Origin of the sequence: uncultured Porphyromonas sp., assembly GCF_947254915.1 — a bacterium.
Taxonomy (GTDB): Bacteria; Bacteroidota; Bacteroidia; order Bacteroidales; family Porphyromonadaceae; genus Porphyromonas.
This window is the reverse complement of sequence record NZ_CAMYEZ010000041.1, coordinates 1-15501: the sequence shown is the minus strand read 5'-3', so window position 1 is coordinate 15501 and position 15501 is coordinate 1. Positions and strand designations below refer to the sequence as shown.

Here is a 15501-nt window from a genome sequence, read left to right as displayed (position 1 = left end):
GCATTGACTACTTGACAGCCCTCCTCGCGTACCATCTGCATGACGGTGGCGAAGAGCTTCGTGCTGTCGGCTCCACGGTACCGCTCGTCGGTGTCGGGAAAGTGGTAGCCGATGTCTCGCTGCCCGATGGCCCCAAGGAGTGCGTCCATCAGAGCGTGTAGCGCTACGTCAGCATCAGAGTGACCGAGCAGTCCCAGTGGGCTGGGAATCTGTATACCACAGAGGATGAGCGGTCGGTCTGGCGTGGTACGGTGTATGTCGTAGCCAGAGCCTATGCGGTAGCTGCAGGTCATGCTCGTGGTGGCTTACTTGAGTAGCTCACGGATGCCGTCAAAGTCGAAGGCGATGGTGAAGCGGAGCGTTTGGTCGAGCGGGTTGCTCTGGACGGTGGAGACGAGGTAAGAGGCGTCGATGCTGAAGACGTTCATCTTGAAGCCAGCACCAGCGGTGAAGTATTGCAAGTTGCCCTTGTAGGGGTGCAGGTAGTGGTAGCCAGCACGTAGGAAGAAACGGTTGTTGTAGCTGTACTCAGCACCTAGTCGGAGGGAGACCTCCTGTAGCTCCTCTTTGAAGCCCCCTGGGGCATCAGCCCAAGAGGTGAAGATGCCTGCGATGGAGGAGGTGTTGAGATACTTCTGACGAGCAGCATCGTATGCCTCGGGGTTGGCTTGATCCTTTACGGGAGGGGTCGGCACGAGGAGTTTGCTTGCCTCCATATTGACCGCCAACGCATTGTACTTATCAAAGGGGTAGAGGAGTCCTGTACCAAGAGAGAGGTTGGTCGGGATAAACATGCTGGTACCACCGTTGTCGTATGAGATCTTGGTACCGATATTCTTAATGTTGAAACCAAAGGTCCACAAGCTTTCGGCAGAGCCTAGATCAAAGTAACGGTTGTAGAAGCCCGAAATATCTGCTGCAAAGGCATTGCCCGCACTCTTCTCACCCGTTGCGAGGTTGTTGTCGGCACGGATATAGCGCAGAGCGACCGCCATCGAGTAGCTGTCAGAGAGCTGTAGCCCGTAGCCAAAGTCTACGGCAAACTCATTGGGGTGTGCCTCACCGAGAGACTTGGACATGTTGTCAAACTGCTCAATAGCACCAAAGGAGAAGTATCGTACCGAGGCGCTCAGTGCTTGGTTGCTCTCACGACCTATCTTATAGTAGCCGACTAGCTCCATGAGCTTGATATCCTTGACCAGCTTAGCGAGCCAAGGTGTATAGGACATGCTGATACCAGCCTTGCTACTGAGGAAGGCATACTTAGCGGGGTTGAAGTACTGAGACTGTACGTCTGGCGTGGTCGAGACTCCCATGTCGGCTAAACCTGCAGCACGGGCGCTCGGGTTGATATTGAGCGAGGGTACTGAGGTGAGCACTGGGTTGAAGCGTCTGTCTTGGCTCACCTCCTGCGCTGTGAGGTGAGACGTTAGCGCCCCCAAGCCTAGGAGCATAAGAGTGGTTATGAATAGATTGCGAAGTTTCATAGAGTCTATTGTTTTACTGAACTAACGGCGGAGGAAGGCTGTTTATTGTGCAACCTGTCGCTAGACGGAGACAATGCCCCAGGAGGAGCGGTCCAGGTTGCGGTAGTTGATCGCCTCGCTGATATGCTTGAGCGAGATCTGCTCGGAACCGTCAAGGTCGGCAATGGTGCGAGCCACCTTGAGGATGCGGTCGTACGCTCTCGCAGAGAGGTCGCGCTGTATCATGGCCTGACGAAGTATCTGCATAGCGTCACCCTCGACATAGGCGAACTGCTTCATCAAGCGTGGGGTCATCTGCGCATTGCAGTGAATACCAGGGTAGGGAGCGAAGCGCTGGAGCTGTATCTCTCTCGCCTTGATAACGCGCTCTCGGATCGCAGCACTGCTCTCGGAGGGACGACGGTCGGAGAGGGAGTCAAAGTCCACGGGACGGGTCTCGATCTGTATGTCTATACGGTCTAAGAGGGGGCCGGAAAGCTTTTGCAAATACTTGGCGGGTGCACCTGGAGGACAGGTACACTCACGGTTGGGGTCGTTGTAGTAACCACAAGGACAGGGATTCATCGCAGCCACCAGCATGAAGGAAGCGGGATAGCTAAAGGTCGCTTTGGCACGAGAGATGGTGATGGTGCGGTCTTCGAGCGGTTGGCGTAGCAACTCGAGGGCTACGCGATTGAACTCGGCCAGCTCATCGAGGAAGAGTACCCCGTTGTGTGCTAAGCTCACCTCGCCTGGTCGTGGGGTCGTGCCGCCACCGACGAGTGCTACATTGGAGATGGTGTGGTGGGGCGCACGGAAGGGGCGGCTCTTCATCAGAGATACGTTTCCTTTGAGAGCGCCCGCTACGGAGTATATCTTGGTGGTCTCAAGTGCTTCGTGGAGGGTGAGCGGGGGAAGGATCGTGGGGAGACGCTTGGCGACCATTGACTTGCCTGATCCTGGCGAACCGATCATAATAATATTGTGTCCCCCTGCGGCTGCGACCTCCATGGCTCGGACGAGGGCGGGCTGTCCCTTGACTTCGCTGAAGTCTACCGAAGAGAAGCACTGCTGCTGGGCAAACTCTTCGCGGGTGTTGACTACGGTCGGCTCTAGCTTCGCTCTCCCAGCGATGAAGTCTATCACCTCTCTAAGCGACTCAACACCGTAGACCTCTAAGTCGTTGACGACGGCAGCTTCGCGAGCGTTTTCTTTGGGCACGATGACTCCTTTGAACTTCTGCTCTCTAGCCATGATGGCCATCGGGAGTATACCTTTGACAGGCTGCAAGGTGCCATCAAGAGATAGTTCGCCAGCCATCACATAGTCTGCAAGTGGTTTCTCGGGGATGATCTCATTGGCGGCAAGAAGTGCCACAGCGATGGGGAGGTCAAAGACAGTCCCCTCCTTGCGTACATCGCCTGGGCTTAGGTTGATGACCGTCTTAAAGCTCTTGGGGTGCGCATCGCAGGAGTGGCAGGCGGTGTAGACACGAGAGAGCGACTCTCGTACGGCTGCATCGGGCAGTCCCACCATGCTGATGTTGAAGCCCTTGGAGACACTGAGCTCAACGGTGACGAGGAGCGCATCAAGGCTGACGAGGGCTGAGGAATAGGTCTTGACGAGCTTACTCATTGTATTGGAAATAAGAGATGGAGTCCACGACCAGAGCGTGATTACTGTCGGTACGGTAGTGCATTACTCCAGCCTGTTCGTCTGGAGCTAAGGCTCTGTAGAGCTGCACACGAAGAGGCTCGGGCGCATCAATGACGTAGCTGTAAGCCCCTAGACGATTGGCGATCTGTCCTAGCGAGTCTACGCTCCCGAGGGGCAGGAGCAACGTGATCGACTGCTGGGTGCCTTGCGGTATGCGCACATGCGTCCACTCTATGTCTGAGCCGAAGAGGATGCGCCCCTGAGGATAGCTGGAGGGGCGCCACGTGATGGTGTCGTTCTTATTGATGGCTCGTAGGGTGGGATAGCTCTTTTGGCTAGCTGACGATGGGGTGACGACAAACTGATAGATCTCAGGCGTGAAGAGCGCGGAGTCTATCGTGCCGTCCATGAGCGCCTGACGCAACTGCGACAAGCCGTCCTCGTAGAGAGACATGATCTCCAGCGCCCAGTCCATCTGTCCAGCATAGCGCTTCTGCTCCTTCTTTTTGAGGTTCGAGGCAAAGGCGATGAACTCCTGCATCACCAGCTTTGCCTCTTTGTTGGCATTGTCCAAGTCATTGTCCGCTACCGCCTGGTCGTAGGTGCGTAGGAGCGGTTTTGCCTTCTTGAGGAACGCTTTGTAGCCCGTCCTCTTAGCTTCGTCCAGGTCGTAGCAATTGTGCGGTGAGGCGACCTCTAGATGAAAGCGCACCTTACTCTGGCTCTGCAGGTCTAGCGGGTAGTACTGCTCGAAGTTTCCCACGACGATGTACGCTCCGTGGATAGAGTCTCGATCGAAGGTGTAGGTAAAAGTCTCCCCCGCCTTGGTAAAGGCGAGCGTGTCAATGCGTGCTCCGCCACTCTGTAGCGTGTAGAGGAGCGCCGTGTAGCCCGTGTTGTCGGCCTTTTCGCTATCAATCTCTATCTGCACCTCACCACTACCGCAAGATACGAGCAGGAGCAGACTGGTGAGCAGGGACATTAACGTGGTAAAGGGGTGGGGCAGGCGTCTCATAAGGTGTATTGTTTAATTTGACTGAGCAGCGTCTTGGCGCTGTTGCATCCATCGGGTGATGATCTCGGCGATCTCTTGTAACTGCTCACGAGAGGTGCTCGTGGCTCCGCATACGCCGATAGACTCTTCGTGCGAGGGAACTAGGTCGTAGGTCAGTTCGGAGGGATAGGTGATGAAGGTCGTATTGGGATTGACCTCAAGGCAGTTCTGATAGAGGACGCGTCCGTTGGAGCTCTTCTGATCGGAGACAAAGAAGATGCGGTCGTGGCTCTTGGCAAACTCTCGAATGTTGGGAATGCGACGAGAGACCTGCTGGCAGATGGTATTGTGAGAAACAAGCGTCGCCGTGTCGCTCAGACGGCTCTGAATGAGCGAAAGCATCTCCTCAAGCTGATCCTCCTGCATGGTGGTCTGTGAAAAGAGTTCGATGGAGCGTGCGAAGTCTATCAAGTCTAAGTCCTTAGGCTCTCGCACCACGATAGCCTTTCCATCAGTCTGTCCGACCAGTCCATTGACCTCTGCATGTCCAGGCTTGCCAAAGATGACAATCTGCGTATCATCATTCGCATGCTGGAGGTACGCTTGCCTTACCTTCTGCTGTAGTCTTAGCACCACAGGACAGGTCGCATCAACCACCTCTATGCCGTTCTCTGCAGCGTAGGTGTAGGAGGCGGGAGGCTCGCCGTGAGCTCGGTACAGTACACGAGCATTGCTCAGATGGCTAAACTGCTCGTGGTCTATCGTACGCATGCCGAGAGACTCCAGCCGATCCACCTGAGCACGATTGTGGACGATGTCGCCTAGACAGTATAGTGGCTCGCCATGCTCCTGGCGCAGTATCTCCTCAGCACGAGAGACCGCCTTGATGACGCCAAAGCAGAAGCCCGACTCGGGATCTATCTCGACGCGTCCTATCTGATTGTTTGCCTTCACGCTTATCTACTTTTGCTCCCGCTCTCGTGCTATCTGCAGAGCCACTTGCGTCTGCTCATCGATGGTCAGCTCACTATTGTCTATGACGACCGCATCCTCAGCTTGGCGGAGCGGATTGATCGCTCTGTGTGAGTCTCTATAGTCTCTGTCGGCTAGGTCTGCCGAGACCATTTCCATTGTCGTCGTCTGGTCGCCCTTGCCACGTAGCTCGTCATAGCGTCGCTGTGCACGCACCTTGGGGCTTGCTGTGAGAAAGATCTTGAGCTCAGCCTCTGGGAAGACGGCCGTCCCAATATCCCGACCGTCCATCACGATGCCACCTGCCTCGCCCAGACGGCGCTGTTGCGCCACGAGCATCGTGCGTACGAAGTCATAGCTCGCCACGACACTAGCCGGACGAGAGACCTCTAGCGTGCGAATCTCAGACTCCACATCCTCGCCATTGAGGAGCGTGTGTCCAGTCTTAGGGTCAAAGGTTACCAGCACCCCATCCAGCTCCTTACGTAGCTTGTCTAGGTCAAACTGATCGCCATCCCATAGCCCACGTCTCATCGCAAAGAGAGCCACGGCACGGTACATAGCGCCACTATCTACATAGGTGTAGCCCAGCTCCTTGGCTAGTGCACGTGCTAGCGTACTCTTGCCACAGGCACTGTATCCATCGATTGCTATCTGTATCTGCTTAGTAGACATACTTGTCATTGCCAAAGGTTGTGGAGAATGAAAACATCAGCCCCAACATTTGCGGATTATAATAGGTTGCGCCGAGCGCCAGGCGGTAGTGCCTTTGGTTAAAGCCCACACCAGCCGAAAGGCCACTCAGGCTCTTAGCTCCTCGCTCCGAGAGATCCACAGCTTGCTTCGCATTGTACCCAATGCCTACCCAAAACTGCTCAGACGGAACAAACTCCACACCACCTGCAAAGTGACTCGCTATGCGTACGCCCGTTGACCGTCCCGCTCCCCAGGTCTGTATATTATAAGGTGTCAGACCATGTAGCGTGAGGTGAAAGCGTATCGGCGCATGCGCCAGGCGCTGCGACATCCCGAGACGAATGTCCCACTGTGGCATACGACGTGAGAGCCCGTAGCTCTTGAGCATACCGCCCACATTGGAGATGGTCATACCTAGCGAAGTGCCCCAGTCGGAGCGGTAGTAGCTCAGCCCCGCATCAGCTACAAGCGCAAAGGCCGAGTAACGCTCGATCTGCCCGTAGAGCATCTTGAGCGCCAAGCCACCTCGTAGTCGGTCGGTCAGATCGTAGCTGTAAAGCCCCGAGAGCGCCATCTCCATCGCTTGAAACGGAGCCGTCGCCACCCCCTGCGTATCGTACCCTTGCATCTTGCCATAGTAGGTACTGCGCAGAGCGACCGCCCAGGCACCACGCTTACCGACAGGTAGTCCGTAGAGCGCATTGGCACTGTGCGTGCCACGCATATAGTTAAAGTAGGAGAGAAACATTCGACCCGCCACCTCGTGTCCATAGAGTGCGGGGTTGTCTAGAGCCAGCCCAGGGTTCGCATCTATGTAGGAGATGACCTTGCCACCCATAGCGAGCGACTGTGCTGAGGGTGGCTGTAGCAGGAAGCCAAAAGTGTGCGCCTCCTGCCCCTGGACCGTAGTATAGGGGAGGAGACCGAAAAGTAGTAGGAGTAGTGCACTCCCGAGAGATGCTCGAGGCATAGGTCTGCAGTAGAGGCGTTACTTGCGTCCGAAGAACCTCAAGAGGTATAGGAATAGGTTGATAAAGTCTAGATAGAGAGACAGTGCGCTGATCACAGCCAGCCGTCCCACCTGCGTATCGTCATAGAGGTCACTCTCAGCAGCTAGCTGCTTCACGCGCTGTACGTCATAGGCAGTCAAAGCGGTGAAGAGTACCACGCCAATCAGGCTAATGACCCACTCCAGACCGCTCGAGCGGAGGAAGATATTGACCAGCGAAGCGATGATGAGACCTATCAGTGCCATGAATAGGATAGAACCCAGCTTAGATAGATCCCGCTTGGTCGTAGCCCCCACGAGAGCCATCACGCCAAACATGCCTGTGGTGATAAAGAAGGTCTTAGCAATGGAGCCCAGACTGTATACCACGAAGATGAACGAGAGCGTTACACCATTGAGTGCTGAGTAGACTATCAGCATGATGGTAGCTGTCGCCACGCTCATCTTGTTGATGCGAGCCGAGAGGACGAAGACCAGTACCAGCTCAGCAATGATGAGTAGCCACATCGCTCCCGATGAAGCTATATGATAGAAAAGCCCACTATTTACAAAGCCCATAGCAGTCAGTGCCGTGATCAGCAGGCACATAGCCATCCAGCCGAAGGTCTTGCGCATCACTGTGCCAACCAATGGGGCTGCCATATAGGTTTGACCCTCAGGAGCTGTGTCGTTGGAAGGGTTGTAGGGTGGAGGTGTTGTCATAATATTAAAGTGTTAAAGTATTACGTTGTCTAGGATAGATAGAGTGAGATGCGCTTTAGCGCTTTTCGTCTAGAGTCTCTAGTGTTGCCGAGTCTAGAACTTCCGCTTTTGCGATTCGCTTCGGAGGCTGGATGAGTCCTAGCTTTGACTCGTTGCAGAGTGTGTAGGAGATTTGGTCTGTCACATGTAGCTGACACTCTGCGCTGTCTGATAGTAGCGCATCAGCCGTCTCGACACTTAGCGTGTTCGCCTCAACGACAGAGCGGTCGGAGGCTGTCAGGGAGAGTGCCTTGGTGTGCCCCAGTAGTGTAGTGCGCCCAGATCCAGTTGCTGTGATGTGGGTCTCCCCATCAGACTGCAGTACAGCACGTATCTCAGGTGAACCGCTGTAGCCTATGAAGGCCTGCTTGCACGAGAGATATAGATTCGCCTTAGCACTGCCACGTAGCTGCATCTCGGCATAGAGGGCTTCGATGGTCAAGCCCTCTACCTGTCCACCAATCTGTAGCAGGTCAAAGGAGGTCTCAGGCCTGTTGCATCCCGTCGCTACCACCTTAGCATCACCGACCACACGTAGCTGGCTAATCGATGGTAACGTAAGCTCTGCGAAGACCTCTCTTGGCACCCATCGATTGTGATAGGGCAGGCGGCTGATCGATAGCGTCTTATTGCTCATATGCACCTTCACGCGATGCCTCAGAGCGTTGGGATAGGAGACTCTGAGCGAGGCGTGTGAGACGGTATCAAAGTTTATCTGTATCTGCACTCCCGCTCCTATCTCTAGCGTGTCAAAGCTCCTCGTATCGTAGCTGTAGCTCTTGCTACGCAGGCGTCGCAACCAGTAGAGTAGTGCTAGAGCGGAGACGGCTACACCAGAGGCGAGGACTCCGCCAGCTATAGCGCCTTGGCGCCATCTCCGTACACTCACTGGGACTGGTATGTCGGAGAGTCTGTCGGACAGGTGAGAGAGGGATATATTGCGTTGTTTCATAGAGATTCTAGGAGGATGGCAGGTGCTGGTCTCATAAGGTCAATCTTGCATCAAGAGACCAATCACCCTATTTGTAGCTACGAAGATACAAAAAAGTGCAGAGATGCCAATAGTTTCCTACGTATGGCACAGGGCTGACGCATTATAGCGGACGAGTGCATCTACATCTCTATGGTAGAAATCAAGAGGTGGGGGAAATTGGGAAATTCATCCGTAGATATTTTGGATTATCCAGCGAGGAAACGAAAAAATCTTCGGAACTTTCATTTCATTCTTCCGAAGTTTCATTTCATTCTTCCGAAGTTTCATTTCCCAGCTCCGTGGGGAATTTTCGTTTTTTCGTGAGCTATTGGGAAATTCCTCGGGAGATATCGGACTTAGCGAAGATGTATGAGTATTGGTAGCGCTATGAAGCTAGGCTTAATCCACATATCCCAGAGTTGTTGTCAAGCGTAGTTAGTGGAGTACCGACATATAATGCGTCAGCCCTGACGTATGGCACTACAGTTTCCTACGTATGGCACTGGAGTTTCCTACCTATGAAACTATAGTGCCAATAGGGGTTGGCACTGGAGCTTCACGGCAAAAAGGAGTTTACGACTTATCGCTAGTCTTCTCGGTTTTGGGAGAAGAACTGATTGAGGTTCTTGAAGCCAGTCTTGGAGCTGGGTAACTGAGGAAAAGGAGAGCGCAGTATGAGCTTGCGTTCGGTGCGATTTGTGTAGCCCTGGATGTAGTTAAGATTGACGATGTAGCTCTGATGCGTCCTAACGAAGATGTTTAGTCCCTGTAGCTCTCTATCGTAAGCGCCTATGTTCTTAGTGCTGTAGATCTCCTCACCATCAGATAGATAGATCTTACACCCCCCGTCGCTAGACTGTATGTATACGATCTGATTACTATGGAAGATGCGCGTGTCTACCGCTGTGGAGACTTGTAGCCACTTACCAGTCTGGTCGCTTGCGGTAGATGCAGTACTCGTCTCTTGCGACTGATAGATATGCTGAGCCGCCTTTTCGATAGCTGAGCGTAGCGACTCCTTGTCTATAGGCTTGTCGAGAAAGGCAACGGCTCCCTCATAGATCGCTTGCTGCGCATACTTAAACTCACAGTGCCCGGAGAAGATGATGAGCTGAAACTGTCGGAAGTTTTGCCACTCCTCTAGTAGGTCAAAGGCGGTCCGCCCCTCAGGAGCAAACTGTATGTCCAAGATGAGTAGCTGGGGGGCAAACTTCTTGATGGCAAGATCTACCTCTGCCAGCGAGGTACAAGTCGCAACAATCTCTAGCGTTGGGGCTACCTCCTCGACTAGAGAACGCATCAGAGCCAAGATCTCGGGAGAGTCGTCAGCGATTATGGTCCGTAGTGGTGGAATAGTTGTAAACATAGATTTATAGGCGATAATGAGGTGGTAAGCATAGTGTGATGGTGGTTCCTTGCTCCGAAGAGTCTATACCGAGGTCTATCGCATAGCCTAGCCGATTGAGGAGGTGGATACGCTTCTTCGTTAGCTCCAGACCATAGGAGTGATAGCTGAGCTTGGACTTGTGTTGTAGCTTTTTGGCTTGCTGTATGCCGATACCATTGTCAGCTATCTGGATGGATATGGCTCCACCCTGTTGGTCTAGAGAGATGGAGACTTGTAGCATCGCTCTACGGGCATCATTGAGAGGCAGTAGTCCGTGACTTATAGCATTCTCCACAAAGGGCTGCAGGAGCATCGGAGGTATACAGACCTGATCGGGAGATATAGCCTCCTCAATGGTAATCTGAAAGGCAAAAGCATCTGGGTGTAGCTCCTGCTGAAAGCTCACAAACTGCTCCGTCAGCTCTAGCTCCCGCTGTAGCGTAGTCCAGTTCTGTGCTAGTGTAGAGTCTAGCGCACTTACAGAGCTTTGTATCGAACTATGGAGGAATGCTCGTATGAGCCGACTCAGACTGACCAACTGCTGCTCGGCCTCTTCGGTTTTCTGTAAGTGTACCTTAGCCTGTACCGAGGTCAGGACATTGTAGACAAAGTGTGGATTGAGTTGAGCTTGTATCGTATCCATCTCTGCGACCTGAGCTTGCGTAATAGTCTCAGAGAGGCGTCGCTTAGTACGTAGCAGGAGGAGTACACTCCCCACGATGGCTAGTAGCAGTAAGAGGACAATGCTCGGGACAAACCACACCTGATTATAGAAGGCTCGCCTTACCGATATCTCTAGTTCATATAGCTCCTGCTCTGAGCAGACCTTATCAGTCCCTTTGTATAGCACCTGCACCTGCAGTGTCGTCGTGCCATGAGGCAAGTTGGTCAAGACGATATAATCCTCATCCTGAGGCTTGCTCCAAGGTGCTGTGCTACTCGTACGATAGCGATACACCAGCGGATAGGGACGACTATAGGCAAGCGTCGTAAGTGAAATGGTCACAGACGATCTATTGGTCGGGAGGCTCACTCGTCGCTGATTATATAGTATAGGCGTGTTATTATAATAGGAGAAGAAGAGCTTGGCTCCGTGCGTAGCTGTCGGCCTTAATAGTTTGGGGCGAATAGACGCTAGCTGCGAACTACTAGCCACCCAAATGTTGCCCTGAGAGTCCATATAGGCACCAGCCTGCCCAGGCTCCTCTACACGAAAACCATTGGACGCATCGATATAGCCCCACAGTTTCACTCGTCTCGTATGATGAAATGCTTTGAGATCGATGATACAGAGCCGATCGCCCTGCGACACCAGTAGTCGCTCGCTATCTATCGGTAGGACGAGGGCAGTCACCTCTTGGAACTCGGGATCATCTACCACGCGGATTTGATCTTGCTTAGCATCGTAATAGCATAGACCCTCACCAGTAGCAAACCAAGTCGTGCCATACGCATCTGTCGCCATCTCCATACAGAAGTATGAGTCGCCTCGCTTGTTAGCATACCTAACTAACGCTCCTGTGTCGTAGTCATAGCGGTAAATCTCTCTACCACCCAGCCAGTAGCTCCCGACAGAGTCCCGTGTGATGGAGAGTATATTACCCTGTATTGTGACATCCTTATATTGTGTGACTGTACGCTGTACTTTACCCTCTTCGTCCCATATAGCAAAGCTACCCATACCTCCTCCCCATATAAGCCGACGCTGAGCATCGTAATAGGTATAGAAGCAGAGCTGCTCATACACCCCTGTACGCTCTAGCGCTGAGACCTTACCACTCTTCGGATTATAACGTATCACTCCTTTAGAGTGTGGAAAGTAAAGCACCCCACGGCTATCTCGTACAGGATGAAAGTAGTACTCTTTATCTAGCTCGCTAGTAAGTGAGAGCGACTCTACCTGATCGCCACGGATGCGCTTGATCTCGTGCGTAAAGGAGCTAGCGTATATCGTGCCATCATCGCCAGCGACACAGCCCCACACCTCAGGCAGTAGCTTCGCATCGTAGAGCTGAACCGCATCAGGCAATACCTGTAGCATACCGCGCTCTGTACCAAGATAGATGCCCCCCTGTTGGTTAACGACCATATCTGTGATATACTCCCACTGCGATATATCCTTACTAAGATTTATCAGCTCGCCATAATTTAGGAACTGTATCTCTCCTAAATGTAAGCTCGGCAGTATGACATTGCTTACCCCATACCAAGCTATCGGGAGTGGCTCTACCCAACGTCCTCCTACAGAAGAAGCTATACGACTAAGCCCCTTAGCAGAGAGAGCATAAAGCTCTACCGTCCCCACCTCTCGGCTAAAGGCTATACAGACCTCGCCCCGAGGCCCATAGAGCAGACGCTTAGACTGTTGCTGTAGTTGCTTAGGGAGGTCAACGGTTGTGATACGTCCCTCTCTCGTCACCCGCAATAGCCTATCAGAGCCTTCATACGAACTTATGAGGTAGAGGTCGTGGTGTAGCTTATCATAGCGCATCTGAGAGTCTACCCAGGTGACCCCTTGAGAGAGAGGCGTCTCTTGCAGCCTCCCCTCTGCATAGCGACCGACTACAAAGCGAGACGATGCATCCCGCTTGGCATACCACAGGGTACGCTCTCCACCTAAGGTTGCGGCACATAGTCTCGCCAGAGGTACAGGGAGTGTCTGTACACTATCGCCACTGATCCTTGAGACGCCTTCCGTCGTAACGACCCAAACAAAGCCATCTTCATCCTCCTCAAGATGGACGACCTCTCCAGCTGACAACCCCTCCCTAGATGCCGTAAAGGGGTGAAACCGCGCGCCATCAAATCGACCCACACCAGCCTTCGTCCCAGCCCATATATACCCGCGACTATCTTGCATCAACCTAGTCACCTGACACTGTGGCAATCCCTGCTCCTTGGAGTAGCGTATGCTCTGCACCCCCTTCTCTTGGCAATGAGCCTGAAGAGAGAGCAGTAACAATAGGGAGATACTCATTATAATCCGACTGAGTACGTATCGGCTATTTGGCTTCATTCCTTCGCAAAGATACAATTTAGAGACTAGACTCTTCCCTCATCGACATACTATCTCGACTTACCTCTCTATAGTTAGCTCTCCTACGAGTACTAACTCACAACTCTTAGGAGACCTCTATATAGATAAACGTCCTTTTGTTACATCTCATCTTTTGTTTGCCCGAGGGCAACGGATTTCTATAGCATAAGTATCAAAGTGGGGAAAAGGAACCACAGTCCCCTTCCCCACCATCACTAGTAAAGCTCTAACTCTTTAGTCCTTACCAAAGGATTATATTGTTGATCGGCTGAGGTTGATTTAGGGCATAAGCCACAGCTACGTCTCGTGCAGCCTCTAGGGTGCTTATCCTCTCTAAGTGACGACGCTCTGCCTCTCTCTCGAGGAAGTCCCACGTACGATTGTCATCCGCTATAGCCTTCTTTGCCACCTTGTCTATAAAAGCACTCACCTGCTTGTCATACTTCTTATAGCCTGCGGGGATCTCCTGTAGCAACTCCATCGCCTTGCGAGCTCCAGTCGCATTGGGACTTGCAGCCCACGTAGCCTCCGCCTGACGCAAGAGCTGTGGTGCTCGCACCTCTATATAGAGGTCATAGCACTCTTCGATAGCTGAGATGACCTTACCGTAGGACGCAATGCTCCCAGGCACCTCACTGAGTAGGTACAGAGCCAGACCATACTCCCCTTGCTTGGCATGAGTACGAGCGAGAGCTACGAGATTGTCCACCTGACTCTCATAGAAGTCATTGATACGACTCCGAGAGCGTCCGATGAAGCTTTTGAACTCGGGCGTATCGAGGGACAACGCAGTCACGGAGTGGTGTATAGCGTTTGCCTTGTTTGTCCCCTTACTCTGTACAGTGATCTCATAACTGTTGAAGACATTGCCCGTCTGCATATCTGTCACGTCAAAGGTGACAGAGAGCTGCATCGTTGTCTTAGGTGGTACAGTGGCACTGGTGTGTTCATCGACGATGGTAATATGAGGCACCAAAGCAAAGCGACTAAGCTCAGACTCAGAGGAGAGACCGCTACTCGTCAGGACTCGCTTCATCTTCTGACCTAGTAGGTGATCCGTCTTGTCGCCTAGATTGTAGTCAGAGACTACGTGAGCAGGAGCTATGGTAAGCCCCTGAGCAGAGATAAGGCGAGGAGATAAGCAGGCTATTGCCAAGATGCTAAATAGTAGATATGTGGCCTTCATCATTGTTGTATGGTTACTTTAGCGTTATCTCAATCTGTCCTATAGAGCCTGCGACATTGCGCATCTTCGTCTTAAAGCCTAGACTCTTTAGTTGCTGCTCTAGAGGCTTGAAAAAGCGTCTCCCATCTAGAGCCTTACCAGCATCATCAAAGAGTGGCATCATAATCTGAGAGGCTTGTAGCACCTCCTCTTCCATCTGATCGATATTAAAGGAAGAGCCTACACAGTGCTTCTCTAGGAACTCTTCAATCACCTCTCCGACCGTCCGACCGCCGAGATCTTGCTCTAGTCGACCTCGCTCATCTCGCACTATGAGCGAACCCTCTCGACCATTGCTGACCCACTCCTCAAAAGTCTGCTGCAACTGAGCACAGAAAGGGTCAATCTTGTCTATCACAGCCTCCTGTAGCAGATTGATGGCAGTAGCTCCTATGGCGGGCTGACTCTCTCCCGAAGCTGAGGCAACATTCTTGAGAGCTGCCATATCAATCCCTGCAAACTCGGCATAGAGGAACGTGCGAGGTCCTTGTTGCGTTATCTTATAGTTTAGGTCGATACGGATATCTATAGGCAAGACGTAGTCGGGATTGTCCTGCGCCTTCTTGAGAGCCATCTCAAGATTTGTAAGTGGGAAGCCACGCTCACGCATTAGCTCCTCAAACTTGGCGATACACGCCTTCAGCTCATCATTGAGAAAAGCCAGCTTGTAGTGCTGATAGAAGTTGTAATCCCCCACATCGTCCGTAGCTTCGAGCAGCCCCAGCTTGTACATCAGAGCATCTGAGGGGACAATCAGGAGACGTGGCTTCTTGGCTTTTTGAGCAGACATAGAGCATATCCCCCCCATCAAGATAGCTAGGAGGAGTAGGCATATTCGTTTAGTCGCTTGCATAGTCTTAGTATGTGATGTAGTGTGTGATTAAAACATAGATCCGAGCTTATCAATGATACCCTCAGCCTCTAGATACTTACGGAGAGCATCCTTTTGTATGGATAGAGCTACACCTATCTTGTATTGTGCGCCCACCTTAAGACGATCTTGCGGTCGTATCGTACCATCGTTGGATAGTGTGACAAACTGTAGGTATCGCCCCGTCTTGTAGAAGTCTTCGAAGAATTTCTGATGCTTAGCATGTACCTCAGGCGAGACCATAGGCTTCTGAGCATAAACCCCAGGCCCCGCAGGTATACCCTTAAAGAGGACAGCATCTACGCCATCTCGCTTAGCACGCTCTATAGCCATCCGCTGCGTAGAGGCGTAGCTATATACTTTAATCAGATAAGTACCCTGACCACCCACACCTAGCGAGTGTACCTCATAGTCGTAATTATGTCTTGCGCCACATGCAACAAGCAAGGTAAGCGAGAGGATAGCTCCTATGAG

The 15501-nt window shown here is 52.5% G+C and carries 14 protein-coding genes; all 14 read right to left on the bottom strand.

The annotated features are described in order from the left end of the window. The coding region (gene ispF, locus Q0X57_RS03965; protein WP_297727973.1) for a 2-C-methyl-D-erythritol 2,4-cyclodiphosphate synthase at positions 1–293 on the bottom strand (293 nt) is incomplete at its 3' end. Positions 294–305: 12 nt separating this feature from the next. Next, complete coding sequence (gene porV, locus Q0X57_RS03960; protein WP_297727970.1) at positions 306–1487, bottom strand: type IX secretion system outer membrane channel protein PorV; 1182 nt, start codon at positions 1485–1487, stop codon at positions 306–308. Between the two features lie 60 nt (positions 1488–1547). Beyond that, positions 1548–3101, bottom strand: a complete 1554-nt coding sequence (locus Q0X57_RS03955) for a YifB family Mg chelatase-like AAA ATPase (RefSeq protein ID WP_297727966.1) — start codon at positions 3099–3101, stop codon at positions 1548–1550. After that, the gene (locus tag Q0X57_RS03950) at positions 3094–4137 is read right to left on the bottom strand and encodes a hypothetical protein (protein WP_297727964.1); all 1044 of its coding nucleotides are present in this window, start codon (positions 4135–4137) and stop codon (positions 3094–3096) included. The genes Q0X57_RS03955 and Q0X57_RS03950 overlap by 8 nt, the downstream gene beginning before the upstream one ends. 12 nt (positions 4138–4149) lie before the next feature. Next, positions 4150–5052: a 4-hydroxy-3-methylbut-2-enyl diphosphate reductase gene (locus tag Q0X57_RS03945; protein ID WP_297727975.1), complete on the bottom strand. Its 903-nt coding sequence runs from the start codon at positions 5050–5052 to the stop codon at positions 4150–4152. 24 nt (positions 5053–5076) lie between these two features. Further along, positions 5077–5763, bottom strand: a complete 687-nt coding sequence (gene cmk, locus Q0X57_RS03940; protein WP_297727961.1) for a (d)CMP kinase — start codon at positions 5761–5763, stop codon at positions 5077–5079. Further along, positions 5753–6754, bottom strand: coding sequence for a type IX secretion system protein PorQ (gene porQ, locus Q0X57_RS03935; protein ID WP_297727958.1), 1002 nt, complete (start codon positions 6752–6754; stop codon positions 5753–5755). Before porQ ends, cmk begins: the two co-directional genes overlap by 11 nt. 18 nt (positions 6755–6772) lie before the next feature. Then, positions 6773–7495 carry a Bax inhibitor-1/YccA family protein gene (locus tag Q0X57_RS03930; RefSeq protein WP_297727955.1) on the bottom strand — a complete coding sequence of 241 codons (723 nt, stop codon included), beginning with the start codon at positions 7493–7495 and terminating at the stop codon, positions 6773–6775. A gap of 55 nt (positions 7496–7550) precedes the next feature. Further along, positions 7551–8486: a DUF2807 domain-containing protein gene (locus Q0X57_RS03925; RefSeq protein ID WP_297727908.1), complete on the bottom strand. Its 936-nt coding sequence runs from the start codon at positions 8484–8486 to the stop codon at positions 7551–7553. Between the two features lie 607 nt (positions 8487–9093). Then, the gene (locus Q0X57_RS03920; RefSeq protein WP_297727905.1) at positions 9094–9873 is read right to left on the bottom strand and encodes a LytTR family DNA-binding domain-containing protein; all 780 of its coding nucleotides are present in this window, start codon (positions 9871–9873) and stop codon (positions 9094–9096) included. A gap of 4 nt (positions 9874–9877) precedes the next feature. Continuing rightward, positions 9878–12871, bottom strand: a complete 2994-nt coding sequence (locus tag Q0X57_RS03915) for a two-component regulator propeller domain-containing protein (RefSeq protein WP_297727902.1) — start codon at positions 12869–12871, stop codon at positions 9878–9880. A 301-nt stretch (positions 12872–13172) separates the two neighbouring features. After that, positions 13173–14120 (bottom strand): hypothetical protein, encoded by a 948-nt coding sequence (locus Q0X57_RS03910; RefSeq protein WP_297727899.1) that lies wholly within the window; start codon positions 14118–14120, stop codon positions 13173–13175. A 10-nt stretch (positions 14121–14130) separates the two neighbouring features. Then, positions 14131–14946: a DUF6175 family protein gene (locus Q0X57_RS03905; RefSeq protein ID WP_297727896.1), complete on the bottom strand. Its 816-nt coding sequence runs from the start codon at positions 14944–14946 to the stop codon at positions 14131–14133. A gap of 90 nt (positions 14947–15036) precedes the next feature. Continuing rightward, positions 15037–15501: hypothetical protein (locus tag Q0X57_RS03900; RefSeq protein ID WP_297727894.1), on the bottom strand; the 465-nt coding region annotated here is incomplete at its 5' end.